The sequence below is a fragment of the uncultured Bifidobacterium sp. genome (genome assembly GCF_963540075.1).
GTDB lineage: Bacteria > Actinomycetota > Actinomycetes > Actinomycetales > Bifidobacteriaceae > Bifidobacterium.
On the sequence record NZ_CAUTOG010000018.1, the window covers coordinates 1 to 15163 of the forward strand.

12 protein-coding genes are annotated in these 15163 nt (G+C 68.6%); 1 reads left to right on the forward strand and 11 read right to left on the reverse strand.

Going from position 1 to position 15163, the window contains the following annotated elements; genetic code table 11:
- Positions 1–171: 171 nt before the first annotated feature.
- The 7 genes from gatB to RWX87_RS03555 form a co-directional block, all read right to left on the reverse strand.
- Positions 172–1671: an Asp-tRNA(Asn)/Glu-tRNA(Gln) amidotransferase subunit GatB gene (gatB, locus tag RWX87_RS03525; protein ID WP_314687000.1), complete on the reverse strand. Its 1500-nt coding sequence runs from the start codon at positions 1669–1671 to the stop codon at positions 172–174.
- A gap of 24 nt (positions 1672–1695) precedes the next feature.
- Positions 1696–3231 (reverse strand): Asp-tRNA(Asn)/Glu-tRNA(Gln) amidotransferase subunit GatA, encoded by a 1536-nt coding sequence (gene gatA / locus RWX87_RS03530; protein ID WP_314687003.1) that lies wholly within the window; start codon positions 3229–3231, stop codon positions 1696–1698.
- Between the two features lies 1 nt (position 3232).
- Positions 3233–3529 carry an Asp-tRNA(Asn)/Glu-tRNA(Gln) amidotransferase subunit GatC gene (gene gatC, locus RWX87_RS03535; RefSeq protein WP_314687006.1) on the reverse strand — a complete coding sequence of 99 codons (297 nt, stop codon included), beginning with the start codon at positions 3527–3529 and terminating at the stop codon, positions 3233–3235.
- Positions 3510–4268 (reverse strand): TrmH family RNA methyltransferase, encoded by a 759-nt coding sequence (locus RWX87_RS03540; RefSeq protein ID WP_314687009.1) that lies wholly within the window; start codon positions 4266–4268, stop codon positions 3510–3512. Before RWX87_RS03540 ends, gatC begins: the two co-directional genes overlap by 20 nt.
- Positions 4261–5157 (reverse strand): orotate phosphoribosyltransferase, encoded by an 897-nt coding sequence (locus RWX87_RS03545; protein ID WP_314687011.1) that lies wholly within the window; start codon positions 5155–5157, stop codon positions 4261–4263. The genes RWX87_RS03540 and RWX87_RS03545 overlap by 8 nt, the downstream gene beginning before the upstream one ends.
- A gap of 9 nt (positions 5158–5166) precedes the next feature.
- Positions 5167–6522, reverse strand: coding sequence for a DNA recombination protein RmuC (rmuC, locus tag RWX87_RS03550; protein WP_314687015.1), 1356 nt, complete (start codon positions 6520–6522; stop codon positions 5167–5169).
- A gap of 62 nt (positions 6523–6584) precedes the next feature.
- Complete coding sequence (locus tag RWX87_RS03555) at positions 6585–6866, reverse strand: metal-sensitive transcriptional regulator (RefSeq protein ID WP_314687057.1); 282 nt, start codon at positions 6864–6866, stop codon at positions 6585–6587.
- A gap of 280 nt (positions 6867–7146) precedes the next feature.
- Here RWX87_RS03555 and RWX87_RS03560 point away from each other — a divergent pair, with 280 nt between their 5' ends.
- Positions 7147–9885, forward strand: coding sequence for an HAD-IC family P-type ATPase (locus RWX87_RS03560; RefSeq protein ID WP_314687017.1), 2739 nt, complete (start codon positions 7147–7149; stop codon positions 9883–9885).
- A gap of 244 nt (positions 9886–10129) precedes the next feature.
- On the opposite strand, the gene clpB is transcribed toward RWX87_RS03560, so the two are convergent.
- From clpB to RWX87_RS03580, 4 genes are all read right to left on the reverse strand, one after another.
- Positions 10130–12823: an ATP-dependent chaperone ClpB gene (gene clpB, locus RWX87_RS03565; RefSeq protein WP_314687020.1), complete on the reverse strand. Its 2694-nt coding sequence runs from the start codon at positions 12821–12823 to the stop codon at positions 10130–10132.
- 166 nt (positions 12824–12989) lie between these two features.
- The gene (locus RWX87_RS03570) at positions 12990–13805 is read right to left on the reverse strand and encodes a fumarylacetoacetate hydrolase family protein (RefSeq protein ID WP_314687022.1); all 816 of its coding nucleotides are present in this window, start codon (positions 13803–13805) and stop codon (positions 12990–12992) included.
- 91 nt (positions 13806–13896) lie between these two features.
- A complete protein-coding gene (locus RWX87_RS03575; protein ID WP_314687024.1) occupies positions 13897–14238 on the reverse strand; it encodes an acylphosphatase in 342 nt (113 codons plus the stop codon).
- Positions 14239–14246: 8 nt separating this feature from the next.
- A complete protein-coding gene (locus RWX87_RS03580; RefSeq protein ID WP_314687027.1) occupies positions 14247–15101 on the reverse strand; it encodes a YggS family pyridoxal phosphate-dependent enzyme in 855 nt (284 codons plus the stop codon).
- Positions 15102–15163: the final 62 nt, after the last annotated feature.

The window sequence follows — 15163 nt, forward strand, 5'->3', positions numbered from 1 at the left end:
AGTCCTCTGAGAGCTTCAGCGTCCGCCGGTAAGCCGACTTCGACAGGCATGCTCATTCATTCCTCACTGACGACGACCCCACGTCGCACTCGCCGTATTCCCCTCCATGCTACCCGCATCGCTTCGGTCCGTGAAAAGAGACGGATCGAAGCGATACGCGTGAAGCGTCGCTCAGCCGCGAATCCGGGAGATGACGATCGCGCTTACGGCCTTCGCATCGGCCTGACCATGGGTGGCGCGCATGACGGCGCCGATGATGGCCCCCATGGGCTTCATGTTCCCGGCCTTGAGCTTGGCGACGACGTCGGGGTCGGCGGCCATCGCGGCGTCCACGGCGGCGTCGAGGGCCCCGTCGTCCGACACCACGCGGTAGCCGTGCCTGCTCACGACCTGCTCGGGATCGCCCTCGCCGGCCAGAACGCCGGAGACGGTCTGCTTGGCGAGTTTGTCGTTGAGTTTGCCGTCCGCGATAAGCCTCTCCACGGCGGCCACGTCCTTCGGCGTGATGGGCAGCTCCTCAAGCGTGACGCCGCGCGCGTTGGCCTCCCGGGACAGCTCCCCCAGCCACCACTTGCGGGCGCCGGCCGCGGCCGCCCCGGCCTCAACGGTCTGCTCGACGAGATCGAGGGCATCCGCGTTGATGACGTCGCGCATCTCCAGGTCGCTCAGGCCCCACTCCTTCTGCAGTCGAGCCCGCCGCTCGCGCGGCATCTCGGGCATCTCCGCCGCGAGACGGTGGATGTGGTCACGGGTGACGTGCACCATGACGAGGTCCGGATCCGGGAAGTAGCGGTAGTCGTCGGCATCGGACTTCACACGGCCGCCGGCCGTGCTCTGCGTCGACTCGTCCCAATGCCGGGTCTCCTGCAGCACCTCGCCGCCATCCTCGAGGATGGCCGCCTGGCGACGGATCTCGTACTGAATGGTCCTCTCGATTCCACGGAAGGAGTTGACGTTCTTCGTCTCTGAGCGCGTTCCCAGCGGATCCCCGGGGCCGGGGCGCAGGGAGACGTTGACGTCGGCGCGCATGTTGCCATGCTCCATGCGGGCCTCGGAGATGTTCAGGGCGCGGACGATGTCGCGGATGGTGCGCACGTAGGCCCCGGCGATCTCGGGGGCGCGCTCCCCCGCTCCTTCGATGGGCTTGGTGACGATCTCGATCAGAGGAACGCCTGCGCGGTTGTAGTCGACGAGCGAATGATCGGCGCCTTCGATGCGACCATCGGCTCCGCCGACATGGGTGTTCTTGCCGGCGTCGTCCTCGACGTGGGCGCGCTCGATCGGCACGTGGAACATCGTGCCGTCCTCGAGCTCCACGTCGAGGTACCCCTCGCCGTTGAGCGGCTTGTCGTACTGGGAGATCTGGTAGTCGCGGGGCATATCCGGATAGAAGTAGTTCTTGCGGGCGAACTGGCTCCATTCGGCGATGTCGCAGTGCAGGGCGAGGCCCAGCTTGATGGCGTAGTCGATGGCGGCCTTGTTCACCACCGGCAGCGAGCCGGGCAGGCCCAGGCTCACGGGGGTGAGCTGGGTGTTGGGGTCGCCGCCGAACTCGATGTGGGCGGGGCAGAACAGCTTGGTGTTCGTGCTCAGCTCGACGTGGGTTTCGAGTCCGATCACCGGGTCGAAGCGGGAGACGGCGTCGGCGTATTTCATGAGTTTCTCAGCCATGGGTCAATCCTTCCGATGCGCGTCCTACAGGGATTCCAGCCAGTCGGCCTTCATCGACCGCCAGATCGGTCCTCCGTCCCTCTCCTGGAGGGCCGCCTCAAGGGCCGCGGCGGGGCGGTACATGACGTCGTCGCGCTTCTGGGGGGCGAGGAACTGGAAGCCGACGGGCAGCCCGTCGTCGCTCAGGCCCGCGGGCACGCTCATGGCGGGGATTCCCGCGAGATTGGCCGGGATGGTGGCCACGTCGTTCATGTACATGGCCAGCGGATCGTGCGTCTTCTCGCCGAAGCGGAAGGCCGTGGTCGGCGACGTGGGCGCGACGAGGACGTCGGCCTTGGCGAAGGCGGCCTCGAAGTCTCGGATGATGAGGGTGCGCACCTTCTGGGCCGAGCCGTACCAGGCGTCGTAGTAGCCGGCGGACAGCGCATAGGTGCCGAGGATGATGCGCCGTTTGACCTCGTCGCCGAATCCGGCCTCGCGCGTGGCGGACATCATGTTGGCGGCCGTCTGCGGGACCCCCTCGGGCGGCATGACCCTCAGGCCGTATCGCATGCCGTCGTAGCGGGCCAGGTTCGAGCTCACCTCGGAGGGCATGATGATGTAGTACGCGCCCAGCGAGTAGGGCAGATGGGGCAGGGAGACCTCGGTGGCCTCCGCGCCCATCCCGCGCAGCAGGTCGACGGCCTCGGAGAAGCGCTTCTCGACGCCGGGCTGGAAGCCCTCGCCGGACAGCTCCCTCACGAGACCCACGCGCAGACCCTTGAGGTCACGTCGTGCGCCCTCGCGGGCCGCCTTCGCGAGCGGCGGCACGGGCATGGGTATGGAGGTGGAGTCACGGCGGTCATGGCCGCCGATGACCTCCTGCAGCAGCGCCGAGTCCAGCACCGTGCGGGACACGGGTCCGATCTGGTCGAGCGAGCTCGCCATGGCGATGGCCCCGAAGCGGGAGACCGCTCCGTAGGTGGGCTTGACGCCGACGGTTCCGGTGAGGGCGCCGGGCTGGCGAATGGAGCCGCCGGTGTCGGTGCCGAGGGCGAGGGGCGCCTCGAAGGACGCGACCGCGGAGGCCGAGCCGCCACCCGAACCACCGGGGACGCGCGTGGTGTCCCAGGGATTATGGGTCGTCTGGAAGGCCGAATGCTCGGTGGAGGAGCCCTGGGCGAACTCGTCGAGGTTCGTCTTGCCCAGCAGCGGCATTCCCGCCGCCTTGAGACGCGAGATGACGGTGGCGTCGTACGGGGGGATCCATCCCTTGAGGATCTTCGAGGCGGCGGTGGTCTCGATGCCCTTGGTGACGATCATGTCCTTGATCGCGATGGGCACCCCGGCAAGCTCGGGAAGTCCTTCGAGGTCCCCCTTCGCGCGCCGGGAGTCGAAGGCGTCGGCCTGCGCAAGGGCCTCCTCCGCCGACACGGTCAGGAACGCGCGGATATCCGGCTCGGCGGCCTCGATAACGGCGAGGTGGGCCTCGACGAGCTGGCGGCTCGACACCTCGCCCCTGCGGATGCGGTCGGCCATCTCGGCCGCGGTCAGACGGACCAGTTCGGTGACGTCGCTCATCTCACTCCTCCCCGAGGATGCGCGGGGCGACGAACATGCCGTCCTCCGACACCGGGGCGCCGGAGAGGGCCTCGGCCTGCGTGAGAGGCGTCTCGTCCTCGTCGGGCCTCAGATAGGCCTCCAACGGGACGGGGTTGGCCGTGGGAGGCACGTCGTCCCCGGCGACCTCCTGGACCTTGGCGATGGCGTCTGCAATGACGTTGAGCTCTCCCTGGAGACGGCTGATCTCCTCGTCGGACAGGGCTATCCGGGACAGGTCGCCCAGATGCTCGATTTCCTCACGCGTGAAAGTTGGCATGGCCTCCACTATATGAGTCGTCTGTGACGTCTTCGGAGGATCCGACGGCATGCTGCGCGATCCAGCAGTGCATGGCCACGGCGGCCGCGGCGCCGGCGTTGAGGGAGCGCACCGACCCGAACTGCGCGATGTACACGACGTCGTCGGCGAGCTCGAGGGCCCTTGCCGACAGCCCCGGCCCCTCGGCCCCGAAAAGCATGAGGCAGCGGTCGGGGAAGCGGTAGGTCTCGATGGGCACGGCCCCGGGGACGATGTCGAGGGCGATGACGGGGGCTCCGGGATCGCTGCGGCGCCAGGAGGAGACCAGTTCGGAGACGTCCGGATGATGGTCGACGTGCTGGTACAGCTCGGTCATCAGCGCTCCGCGCCTGTTCCATTTGTGGGGGCCGACGATGTGGACGCGGCCGGCCGCGAAGGCGTTCGCCGTGCGGACGACGGAGCCGATGTTGAAGTCATGCGTCCAGTTCTCGATGGCGACCTCGAAGCCGTGGCGCCCCCGTCGGTCGAGGTCGTCACGTATCGCCTCCACCGTCCAGTATCGGTAGCGGTCGAGGATGTTGCGCCGGTCCCCGGAATCCAGAAGCGCGGAATCGCAGCGGGAGTCGAAGGACGGCGATGCGGGGTCGTCGGGGCGCGGCTCGCCGGGATGCTCGACGTCCCAGGGACCCACGCCGACGACGCGGAACTCGGGTTCCCCGGATTGGCGTGCGGCCGCGGTCACCGGGTTCGGCCTATGCATGGTCGCTGCGGCTCGCCCTGTCCGTCCCCGTATGATCAGCATGGCCGACACGATCCGCATGGCCCGCGGGGTCGGAATCGGCTCCGGATACCCGACCGTCGAGTGGGCGATGCAGCTCGGACTCGTCGAACACGCCGACGAAGGGCAGCTCATGCCTGGTGCCGGCAACGGGATCGACGGCCGCCAGGAACGGGCCGGACGTCGGATCGCGGACCGGGACGAAGCCGGGGACCGCCCCGGCGGCCTTCGCGGAGGCGGCGTCGTCCGCCGGGGCCTCTTCCGCGCCGCCGATGCCGCCGACCAAGGCCTCGACGGCGACGATGCGCGCATCATGGCGCGTGACGATGCCGAAGTCAAGACTGAGCTCGTTGCCGTTGCGCAGCGTCACCAGTGAGGAGGTCTGCACATACGACTTCTCGGACAGCCAGGAGTCGACGAGGACCACCCGGCGCCCTGCGATGGACGGACCCTTGACGGAGGGATAGACGAAGTCCATGACGAAGCCGTCGAGATCCTGGCCGCGGGATGCCGCCGCATGGACCATCGCGCAGACGAGGGGGACGGCCGCGGCGGTGAGCGCGCCCACGGCGTCGAAGTCGTCGGTGGAGAACCCGCGCTCCTCAAGCGCGTCGAGCAGCAGATGCCCGACGCCGGCGGCGCGATGGTCGAAGGTCACCTCGAAAAGCTCGCTGAACGGCCGGTCCCTGACGTCATGCTCAAGCAGCGAGCGGATCTGCTCCCGAGGCGTCAGGCGGACGAAGGCCGCATCGTCGGGGAGCCGGTTATCGTGCGTGGTCCCGGCGCCTCCGGCGAGGGATCCATCAGCGGAGGCTCGGAAGCCGGGAACGGCGTCGATTCCCCGCCCGGTTCCCGTCGTGTCGTCACTCATGGGGCCACCCTACCGCCGGGACGGGTCAGAGGTCTGCGGCCCCTGCGTCTCCGGCGCGATGAGCTCCCGGACGTCGGCCGAGCCCGAATCCAACTGCTCCACCGGCGAGATCGTCGTCGAGGCGTCGAGCTTCTGCAGACGACGGGCGGTGACGAGGACACGGGATTCGAGGCTGGCGGCGAACTGGTTGTACGCCGTGACGGTTCGGGTGATGGCGGTTCCGAGATCCGAGGCATGGGCCCCCAGGACCGCGAAGCGCCCATACAGCTCGCGCGACAGGTCGAAAAGCCGCCGCGCATCCTCGCTCAGGCTCTGCTGCTGCCACGCATAGGACACCGATCTGAGAATCGCCCACAGGGTGACCGGGGAGGCGAGCGCCACGTTGTGGGCGAAGGCGTCGTCGAGAAGCGTCGAATCGGCGTCAAGCGCGGAGCGCAGCAGCGCCTCGTTGGGGATGAAGGCCACGACGAGGTCGGGCGCCGAATCGAGGGCGCTCCAGTAGGCCTTGTCCCCCAGCGCACGGATATGGTCCCTGAGCGCCCGGGCATGCGCCTGAAGCAGACGGCCTCGCCTGGCGATGTCCGCGGGCGGGGAGGCGTCGGGGATCGCGCAGGCCTTCTGGTAGTCGGCGTAGGGCGTTTTCGCGTCGACGGGGATGGACCGGCCGCCGGGCAGATGGACGACCATGTCCGGACGCAGGGTGCGGCCGGTGGCATCCTCGACGACGGCCTGCACGTCGAAGTCGACATGCTCGAGCAGACCGGCGGATTCGACGACGTTGCGCAGCTGGGTCTCCCCCCAGGCCCCGCGCACCCGGTTGTCGCTGAGAGCCGCCGACAGCGCCGCCGTCTGACGGTCCAGACGCGTCTGCTGCTCCCCCAGACCCCGCAGGCGCTCACCGAGGGTCCCCATCTCCTGGCGTCGTCCCTCCTCGATGTCCGTGACGCGACCGCGCAGCTCCTCCAGGGTCTTCTGGACGGGGGCAAGGGCGGCGAGGACCTTGGACTGCTCCTCGAGGGCCGCCTGCCGCTCCTGGCTGCGACTCTCGGCCGAGGCCTGCATTCTTTCGCGGTCGCGATCGATCCGCTCACGCTCGGCCTGCTGCTCCTGGGCGAGCTGGGAGCGCACATAGGCGAGCTGATGCTCCAGACCCTCGCCCTGGGCGCGCAGCTGGGCGACGAGCACGGTCAGGCGCGAGCTCTCGTCACGCGCGGCCCTGAGCTCGCCGTCCGCCGCGCGGCGTTCGCGCTCCCTCATCCCGTCCGCCGCGCGCCTGCCCCGCAGCGAGCCGAGGCCGAAGCCGAGGGCGCAGGCCGCCGCCAGGGCGATCACGAGAACGAGAACGGACAGAGGGCTATCGAACATATGTTCTATTCAACCGGAAGGATTGGACCGCTCGACGCCCGGAGCCAGAGGAGCGTCACCGGCTAGGCCTTCACCAGCCGGGCGATGGCCTCGCTGGCCTCATGCAGTTTCTCGTCCGCCACTGTCCCTCCCTCGGCCGCCGCCGACCGCACGCAGTGGTCGAGATGGTCGTCGAGCAGCAGCATCGCCACCGACCGCAGCGCTGAGTCGGCCGCCGATATCTGCGTGAGCACGTCGATGCAGTACTGGTCGTCATCGACCATCTGGGCGATGGCATGGACCTGCCCCTCGATGCGGCGCAGACGCGTCAGCACCTTTCCCTTGTCCCCGTGATATCCCTGCATGGACCTTCCGGCGGCCTTCCGCGACACATGCTCCGTGCGTTCCATCGAGGACCCCTTTCCGCGGCCTTCCCGGCCGCACCCCATCCGCGTCCCGCCGTCGGCACGGCGGGACAGGACATGATGCCCGTCATCCTTCGGCCAGGCGCGCGAACCGTTCCGTGCATGGCCTTCGGCATCGAATTTACTCCCAGTATACCCTATAGGGGTATGGGGTATGGCGTGGTATTCTCGGACACGGGACGGCGGATGCGTCGCCCCGGGAACGACGAAGGAGGATCCGATGTCCGTCGATCCGTTCGCTGTGGCTGCCGCCGTGGTCATCGCCGGGGTGCTCACCTGGCTTATCCTGCGCTTCTTCTTCGGTGGGACGTCCTCGGCCCAGGGGGTTCTTCAGGACGGCGTGCAGAGAAGCACCGTCGTCGTCAGCGGCGGGTATTCGCCCGCGACGCTGACGATGAAGGCGGGGACGCCGATAGTGCTGAGCTTCGACAGGCAGGAGACCGGGGAGTGCACCTCGCATGTGGTCTTCCCCGACCTCGCCCTCGACGCCTCCCTTCCCGGTGACGCCGTCACGGAGGTGCGGCTTCCCGCCCTCAGACCGGGCGACTACCCCTTCGCCTGCGGGATGAACATGGTCCATGGCATGCTCCGCGTCACCGGCGAGGTCTCGGCTCAGGGCGGGAACGCCGGTTCCGCCGAAGGCGGAGACGCGCGCAGAGCGGTTCCGGCGGCGACGCCGTCCGTCTCCCCATCGGCCTCCTCGTCCGCGCCACGGTTCTCCCCCGACGTCTCCCGCGCTCTGGAGGGCGAACGCCAGGACGCCGTCGAACGCCACGGCGAGATCGTTCGTCTCAGGCGTCTCGTGGTCATCGCGGCGGTGCTCACGATCCCCGTCTTCGTCACCTCCATGCTCCATATGCTCGCGCCGAGCACGATTCCCGGCTGGATGGTCAACCCGTGGCTGCAGGCGATCCTCATCACGCCGGTCATGTTCTACTGCGGGGCGCCCATCCACCGGGTCGGCTGGCCGGCCCTTCTACATCGCATGCCGGAGATGAACTCCCTGGTCTCCCTGGGTTCGACCGCCGCCTACGCGTTCAGTCTCGTGGCCTGCATCGTTCCCGGCGCGCTGCCCGAAGGCTCACGGGAGCCCTACTTCGAATCGGTCGGGGTCATCATCACCCTCGTGCTGCTGGGCCGGCTTCTCGAGGCCCGGGCGCGCGAAGGCACCGGCAGAGCCGTGCGCGCCCTCATCGGCCTGCGACCCCGCACCGCCCATCGGCTGGAGAACGGCGCCCTGTCCGTGGCGGAATCCTGGCGCGACCCCGCCCATCTGCAGGACGTCGACATCGACGACGTCACGGTCGAGGACGTGGTGGTCGTCCGTCCGGGCGAACGCATCCCGGCCGACGGAGTCGTGCTCGAAGGCGGCTCGAAGGTCGACGAATCCATGATCACCGGCGAGTCCGTCGCCGTGACCCGGGGCGTGGGATCGACCGTCACCGGTTCCACCATCGCCCTCGACGGAACGCTGGCCATGCGCGTCACGCGCACCGGCGGGGACACCGTGCTGGCCCAGATCATCGCGCTGGTCTCCCGCGCACAGGCCACCAAGGCCCCGGTCCAGAAGCTCGCCGACCGCATCGCCCGCGTGTTCGTGCCGACCGTCATCATCATCGCCGTCTGGACCTTCGCCGCCTGGGCGGCCCTCGGTCCGCAGCCGAAGCTCATCCACGCCCTCGTCACCGCGGTCAGCGTGCTCATCATCGCCTGCCCCTGCGCCCTGGGACTCGCGACCCCGCTGTCGGTGACGGCGGCCATGGGGCTCGGCGCCACCAACGGCGTGCTTGTCACCTCCGCCTCCGCGCTGGAGCGCGCACGCAACATCCGCACGGTGGTCTTCGACAAGACGGGCACCATCACCCGCGGTCTGGTGGATGCCGACTCGCATATCGACAGCCCCACCTATCGGGCCGACGAAATCAAACCCGGATCCGCGGAGACGATCGCGGCCCTCCACCGCGCCGGCATCCGCACCGTCATGCTCAGTGGGGACAGGGCGGAAGCCGCCGCGCGCATCGCCTCCGAGGTCGGCATCGACACGGTGATCGCCCAGGTCCGCCCCGGCGGCAAGGACGCATGGATCGACCGGCTGCGCCGCGAGCGCGACGCCGCGGATGCGACGAAGGCGAAGGACGGCCCGAGGCGCGGCCACGGCCTCATCGCCATGGTCGGCGACGGCGTGAACGACGCTCCCGCCCTGGCGAAGGCCGACCTCGGAATCGCCATGGGAACGGGAACGGACGTGGCGATGCAGTCCGCCGACGTCACCCTCATGAGCGGCGATCTGCGGGGCGTGCTCGACACCATCGCCCTGTCACGGGCCACGATGCGCAACATCCGGGAGAACCTCGCCTGGGCCTTCGGATACAACGTCGTCGGCATCCCCATCGCCGCTGGCATCCTCTACCCCTTCACCGGATGGCTTCTCAGCCCCATGATCGCGGGACTGGCGATGGCGTTCAGCTCGGTGTGCCTCGTCCTCAACGCCAACCGCCTGCGCCACGACCGCATCCGCCAGAACCGGCTCGCGGATGACGGCACCGCGTCCGTGTCCTCCGAGACGTCCTCGCCGCAGGCCGTCACCCCGCGGGTGATCGTGGACGACGGCGCTCCGGAGAACGACGAAGCCGAGCCGTCTACCGCCACGACCGCCCCGTCGTCCGCCCCTGCGTCATCGGACGGAGCGTCATCGGACGGACCGACGACGACGCCCGTGACGGCGTCGCAGACATCCTCACCACATCAACCAATGAAAGGACACACCATGCATATGATGCACCACCACGACCACAAGGACTCCGCAGCCACGGCGACGGACCCGGTCTGCGGGATGAGCGTCACCGTCGACGGTTCGACGATCGGCCGCGATTTCGAGGGCCGGACCTACCACTTCTGCAGCGAGGGATGCGCCGCGACCTTCGACAAGGCCCCCGCCCAGTACGCGGCGAAGGGCTGACGACCCGGCGGCCTCCTTCGGACGGGCGAAACGTCCGCTCGACTGAAACGTCTACGACTGAGACCCGAATACGGATGAGGCCCCCTGCGATTCGCAGGGGGCCTCATCCGTATTCGACGGGCACATCCGACGGGCACAGAGGAGGCCGGGCGATCCCCGGGTCCGGTCCGGGCATGCCGCACGGCCCCACGGCATGGGGTCGTCAGGTCTCGAGCGTCACGTCAGGACCGCCACATCGCCAGCGTCATTTATCCGTGGCGATGCCTTCGACGTGGACGTCGGTCAGCGGGTCCTCGGGCATGGCGCTGAGCTCGAGATGGTCGCCGCCGGTCTGGTCGACGAGAACCGTGTCACCGTCATGGACCCTGCCCGCCAGCAGCATCCGCGCGAGCTGGTCGCCGACCTCGGTCTGGACGAGGCGACGCAACGGACGGGCGCCGTACGCGGGGTCGTATCCGGTGCTGGCCAGCCATTCCTTGGCCGCGTCCGTGACGTCGAGGGTGATCCGACGCTCGGTGAGCCGCTGGGCCACGTCATGCACCTGGATGTCGACGATGCCGCCGAGCTCCTCGCGCGTGAGCGGATGGAAGATGACGATGTCGTCGAGCCGGTTGACGAACTCCGGCTTGAACTGCATGTGCACGGCATCCATCACGGCCTTGCGCTTGGCGTCGTCGTCGAGGTCCCGCTGGACGAGGAACTGCGAGCCGAGATTCGAGGTCATGATGAGGATCGTGTTCTTGAAGTCCACGGTCCTGCCCTGGCCGTCGGTCAGCCGCCCATCGTCGAGCACCTGCAGCAGCAGGTCGAAGACCTCGGGATTGGCCTTCTCCACCTCGTCGAACAGCACGACGGAGTAGGGGCGCCGACGCACCGCCTCGGTGAGCTGGCCGCCCTCCTCGTAGCCGACGTAGCCGGGGGCCGCGCCGATGAGCCGGGACACGGAGGCCTTCTCCATGTACTCGCTCATGTCGATGCGGATCATGGCCTTCTCGTCGTCGAAGAGGAAGTCGGCGAGCGCCTTGGCGAGCTCCGTCTTGCCCACGCCGGTCGGCCCGAGGAAGAGGAACGACCCGGTCGGACGGTCGGGGTCGGAGATGCCCGCCCGCGAGCGCCTGACGGCGTCCGACACGGCGCGGATCGCCTCCTTCTGCGCGATGACGCGGCGGCCGAGATAATCCTCCATATGCAGCAGCTTCTCGTTCTCGCCCTGCATCAGCCGCCCGACGGGGATTCCCGTCCATTCGGAGACCACCTCGGCCACGGAGTCGGCGTCGACGCGGTCGGGGACCATCGGCGTCTGTTCGGACCCGACGGACGCGGCGCCCTCCCCTTCATCCTTCTCGGCCTGGTCGATCTGCTTGGTGATGGCGGGAATCTCCCCGTAGCGGATGGCCGACGCCTTGGCGAGGTCGCCCTCGCGCTCGAAGCGGTCGGCCTGGGTGCGCAGGTCGTCCAGCCTCTTGCGCAGGTCGCCGACCTTGTTGCGGCCGGCCTTCTCGGCGTTCCACCGGGCGTTGAGGCCCGCAAGACGCTCGTTCTTGTCGGCGAGCTCCTTGTTCAGGTCCTCGAGACGCGCACGCGACTTGTCGTCCAGCGATTCGACGGCCTTCTCGGCGGCCTTGTCCCCCTTCGGGCTTCCCAGAAGATACGACTTCTCCATCGTGAGCCGGTCGATCTGGCGACGCAGCTCGTCGATCTCCTCGGGGCTGGAGTCCAGCTCCATGCGCAGGCGGGCGGCGGCCTCGTCGACGAGGTCGATGGCCTTGTCGGGCAGCTGCCGGCCGGAGATGTACCGGTTGGACAGCGTCGCGGCGGCGACCAGGGCGTCGTCGGAGATGGTGACCTTGTGGTGGGCCTCGTACTTGGGCGCGATCCCGCGCAGGATGGCGACCGTGTCGTCCACGCTGGGCTCGCCGACGAACACCTGCTGGAAGCGGCGTTCGAGCGCCGGGTCCTTCTCGATGTTCTCGCGGTACTCGTCCAGGGTCGTGGCGCCGATGAGCCGCAGCTCGCCGCGGGCCAGCATGGGCTTGAGCATGTTGCCGGCGTCCATGGACCCCTCGGCGGCGCCCGCCCCGACGATGGTGTGGATCTCGTCGATGAAGGTGATGATCCCGCCGTTGGCGCTTCTGATCTCGTTGAGCACGGCCTTGAGCCGCTCCTCGAACTCGCCGCGGTACTTGGAGCCTGCGACCATCGAGCCGAGGTCGAGGCTGATCAGCCTCTTGTCCCTCAGCGTGGTGGGCACGTCCCCGGCGACGATGCGCTGGGCGAGCCCCTCGACGACGGCGGTCTTGCCGACGCCGGGCTCGCCGATGAGGACCGGGTTGTTCTTGGTGCGCCGGCTGAGGATCTGGATGACGCGCCGGATCTCCTGATCGCGTCCGATGACCGGGTCGAGCTTGCCCTCCTTGGCGGCCGCCGTCAGATCGGTCGAATACTTCTCGAGGGCCTTGTAGGTGCCCTCGGCGTCGGGACTGGTGACCTTGCCTCCCCCGCGCACCCCGGGAACGGCCTTGCGGGCGGTCTCGAGGGTGACGCCGTTGCGGGTGAGGATGTCCGCCGTCTCGTTGGGCGCGGCGAGCAGGATGCCGAGAAGCAGATGGTCGGTGGAGACGTAGTCGTCCCCCATTCGGCTCATCTCCTTCTGGGCGTCGGCGAGCGCGGTCGACAGCTGCCGGCTGGCGGACGGCTGCGACGTGGTCGACCCGCTGGCGCTGGGCAGCGCGACGAGCGCGTTGCGCACGGCGGCACCGATCGTCTTAAGATCGCCGCCGGCGGCCTGGATGAGGCCGGGCACGACCCCCTTGTCCTGACGCAGCAGCGCGTCCATGAGATGAAGTGTGCCGACCTGCGCGTTGCCTGCGGCCGCGGCGCTTTGGATGGCGTCGCCGATGGCCTGCTGGGCCCCGTTCGTCAGCTTCTGTTGTTCCATGACTCCTCCGTTGGTTCCGTTCTGCCCTGCATCCCGTCTCTGCGGGACGCCGGACCGTACGCCGGCGCCCGTGCACACGGGTTCCGTCATGCTCAACACGAGGCGACGAAGGTCTATTCCCGAAACTTGAGCGTCATGGACTCAAGTTTCGTCAGCGGCGGACCCGTCAGCCGCGGACGACGACGTTGCGCAGGCTGCCGATGCCCTCGACATGGACGATGGCCTCGTCGCCAAGGTCGAGATGGCCGGAGGCGTTCGGCGTGCCCGTCATGATGACGTCGCCGGGAAGCAGGGTGGCGAAGCTCGAGATCCCGGCGATCTGCTCGGGAATGCCATGGATGAGGTTCGCCGTCGTGCCGGATGCTGCTGGAACGTCCGTCCCGTTCAGGGTGAAGGAGATGCGGGCGTCCTTCCAGTCGAGGTCCGTCTCGATCCACGGGCCCAGCGGGCATGCCGTGTCGAAGCCCTTGGCGCGGGTCCATGTGGGGTCGGAGCCCTGCAAGTCACGGAGGGTGACGTCATTGACGCAGGTGAAGCCGAGGACGTGGTCCATGGCATGCGCGGCGTCGACGTTCTTCGTGACCGTGCCGATGACGACGGCGACCTCGGGTTCGAAGTTCATGTCATGCGAGAACGACGGCAGGACGATGGGGTCGTCGGGGCCGATGACGGAGGTGCTTGGCTTGGAGAAGATGACCATCTCGGCGGGGGCGTGCTCGACGTCGGACTGGCACCTGTCGTGCATGTACCGGGCGTGGGCCTCGTAGTTCTTGGCGAGTCCGTAGACCTTCGAGGGCAGGACGGGTGCGAGCAGCCGGATGCCGTCGGAGTCGAGCTCATAGCGCGCGCCCGTCGGCGAGACCGGCCGGGAGCCGAGGGGGTATCCGTCGAGCTCGACGAGATAGTCCTTCGCGTCGGCCTCGTCCTTCTGGACGAAGGCATAGTGGGGCGTGTCATCCTTGCTGAAGCGTGCGATTCTCATACGTCACAGCCTAATGCTCCGCCGTCCGCGCGGGTGACGACGGAACACGCAGCCATCGCCTCGGTAACGCGGGGACGGCCGACGTCCTCTTTCAGACGTCCGGAAGGACGCGGAAGCCCCGCGAACCCTTCACCGGCGAGTCCTTCACTGCGGGAATCGGCTGCGCCGCGACCGAATCCACATGGCCCCAGCGCGGCCCCTGGGTCAGCAGGACCCTCAGCTCCGCGAGCGCGTCCGAGGACCCCTGCGCCTCGACCTCCACCGAGCCATCCCGTCTGTTGCGCACCCATCCGGTGAGAGCAAGCCGTCGGGACGCCGTCACCACGAAGTAGCGGTAGCCGACGCCCTGAACCAGACCGTCCACCAGGAAGCGCATCCGCAGAACGGAACCCTTGCCGTCCTGCGAGGCGCGGTGGCCGTGTCCCGTCGGCATCGACGGCCTCAGATGAAGGCCCGCGGGCCGAAGATCGCCGTGCCCACGCGCACGATGGTCGACCCCTCCCCGATGGCGAGGTCCATGTCGTGGGTCATGCCCATCGACAGTTCGCGACAGTCCGCCGTCCCGGACCCCCCGGAGGCGAGCACCGCGTCACGGCTTTCGCGCAGATGGGCGAAGCATCGGCGTATCTCCGCGGCGTCATCGACATGCGCGCCGATGGTCATCAGCCCCTGCAGCCTCAGGGACGGCAGGGTCGCGATGCGCTCCGCGAGCTCGACGGCCAGGTCGGGCTCGCAGCCGGATTTCGCGGCCTCCCCCGACTCGTTGACCTCAAGCAGCACGCCGACCTCCACGCCCCGCGCCACGGCGCGACGCGAGATGCGCTCCGCGAGCTCATAGGAGCCGGCGGATTCGATGACGTCGACGACGGGAAGGATCTTGCCGATCTTGTTGGACTGGAGCTGTCCGATGAGATGGAAGGGGACGGTCCCTGTCGTCGCGGCCGTCCCGGCGCTCGCCGCGTCACCATCCCCGGCGCCGCCGACCGAGGGTGCGGCGCCCAGATGCAGGCCGCGATCCGCGCATAGCCGGCTCAGTCCCTCGGCCTTGGCGACGACCTCCTGCGGCCGGTTCTCCCCGATCATGCGCACGCCCGCATCGATGGCGGTCATGATCTCGGCCACGTCGCGCGTCTTCGTCGCCGCAAGCAGCCGGACGGATCCGACGGCTCTCCCGGCCTTCTCCTCGGCCCGGGCGATCTCGTCCAGCACCCGATGCACCCCGTCGGCGATCTGCAGGCGCCGCGTCTCGTCGATCGACTCGTTCGCCAGATCCTTGTGATGCATGTAGGCGGTCATCCCATCCTCGCTTTCCGGCCCCGGCGCAGGGCCGATCCTCCGCGACCCATGGTAGCCGCGGA

Coding starts and splice junctions, on each gene's coding strand:
- RWX87_RS03555 (WP_314687057.1), bottom strand. CDS start 6,866: ATGCAGGGATATCACGGGGACAAGGGAAAGGTGCTGACGCGTCTGCGC.
- RWX87_RS03570 (WP_314687022.1), bottom strand. CDS start 13,805: ATGAGAATCGCACGCTTCAGCAAGGATGACACGCCCCACTATGCCTTC.
- clpB (WP_314687020.1), bottom strand. CDS start 12,823: ATGGAACAACAGAAGCTGACGAACGGGGCCCAGCAGGCCATCGGCGAC.
- RWX87_RS03560 (WP_314687017.1), top strand. CDS start 7,147: ATGTCCGTCGATCCGTTCGCTGTGGCTGCCGCCGTGGTCATCGCCGGG.
- RWX87_RS03575 (WP_314687024.1), bottom strand. CDS start 14,238: ATGCCGACGGGACACGGCCACCGCGCCTCGCAGGACGGCAAGGGTTCC.
- RWX87_RS03580 (WP_314687027.1), bottom strand. CDS start 15,101: ATGACCGCCTACATGCATCACAAGGATCTGGCGAACGAGTCGATCGAC.
- gatC (WP_314687006.1), bottom strand. CDS start 3,529: ATGCCAACTTTCACGCGTGAGGAAATCGAGCATCTGGGCGACCTGTCC.
- RWX87_RS03540 (WP_314687009.1), bottom strand. CDS start 4,268: ATGCATAGGCCGAACCCGGTGACCGCGGCCGCACGCCAATCCGGGGAA.
- gatB (WP_314687000.1), bottom strand. CDS start 1,671: ATGGCTGAGAAACTCATGAAATACGCCGACGCCGTCTCCCGCTTCGAC.
- rmuC (WP_314687015.1), bottom strand. CDS start 6,522: ATGTTCGATAGCCCTCTGTCCGTTCTCGTTCTCGTGATCGCCCTGGCG.
- gatA (WP_314687003.1), bottom strand. CDS start 3,231: ATGAGCGACGTCACCGAACTGGTCCGTCTGACCGCGGCCGAGATGGCC.
- RWX87_RS03545 (WP_314687011.1), bottom strand. CDS start 5,157: ATGAGTGACGACACGACGGGAACCGGGCGGGGAATCGACGCCGTTCCC.